1 protein-coding gene is annotated in these 511 nt (G+C 44.8%); it reads left to right on the plus strand.

Translation table 11 applies throughout. The features are described 5' to 3' along the window. Window positions 1-65: 65 nt before the first annotated feature. A complete protein-coding gene (locus tag P5683_RS25740; protein ID WP_006621525.1) occupies window positions 66-332 on the plus strand; it encodes a YlxR family protein in 267 nt (88 codons plus the stop codon). Window positions 333-511 lie beyond the last annotated feature (179 nt).

Genomic DNA, 511 nt, shown 5'->3' on the forward strand with positions numbered 1-511 from the left:
GCTATCGTCGCATTGTCAGGCAATAGCCGGATAAATGTCGCGTAAATGTATCAGGATGCTAAATTATGGTAGATCATCTTAGGCGGTGTGTTACCTGTCGCCGCCTGGCTGCTAAACAGGAGTTCTGGCGATTGGTCAGAGTCTATCCATCTCATCAGGTAGAATTAGATCAAGGCATGGGTCGTTCAGCTTATGTTTGTCAAACGGCTGAATGTCTGATGGTTGCTCAGAAGAAAAATCGACTCGGACGAGCATTAAGGGCTCCGGTGCCGGAAAAAGTATTTCAAATCCTGTGGCAGCGTTTAGCTACGGACTCGCAGCCGGGTGGCTAGTGTAGCATAGGAACTGGAATTATTGTACAGCCATCAACCCACAATCTGGAATTAGTAAGGAGCATGATTTAATCTCAAATTAGGTTAATATTTTAGGGCAATACGGTATAATAAGATAATAAGGTGCGAGACGTTCAGGCATGAAATAAGGTTGCAATACCCGAAATCACCGCATGGTT

Source organism: Limnospira sp. PMC 1279.21, assembly GCF_032349615.1.
Classification (GTDB): domain Bacteria; phylum Cyanobacteriota; class Cyanobacteriia; order Cyanobacteriales; family Microcoleaceae; genus Limnospira; species Limnospira fusiformis.

Excerpts from the sequence above, each read along its gene's own strand:
- P5683_RS25740 (WP_006621525.1), top strand. The coding sequence starts at position 66 with ATGGTAGATCATCTTAGGCGGTGTGTTACCTGTCGCCGCCTGGCTGCT.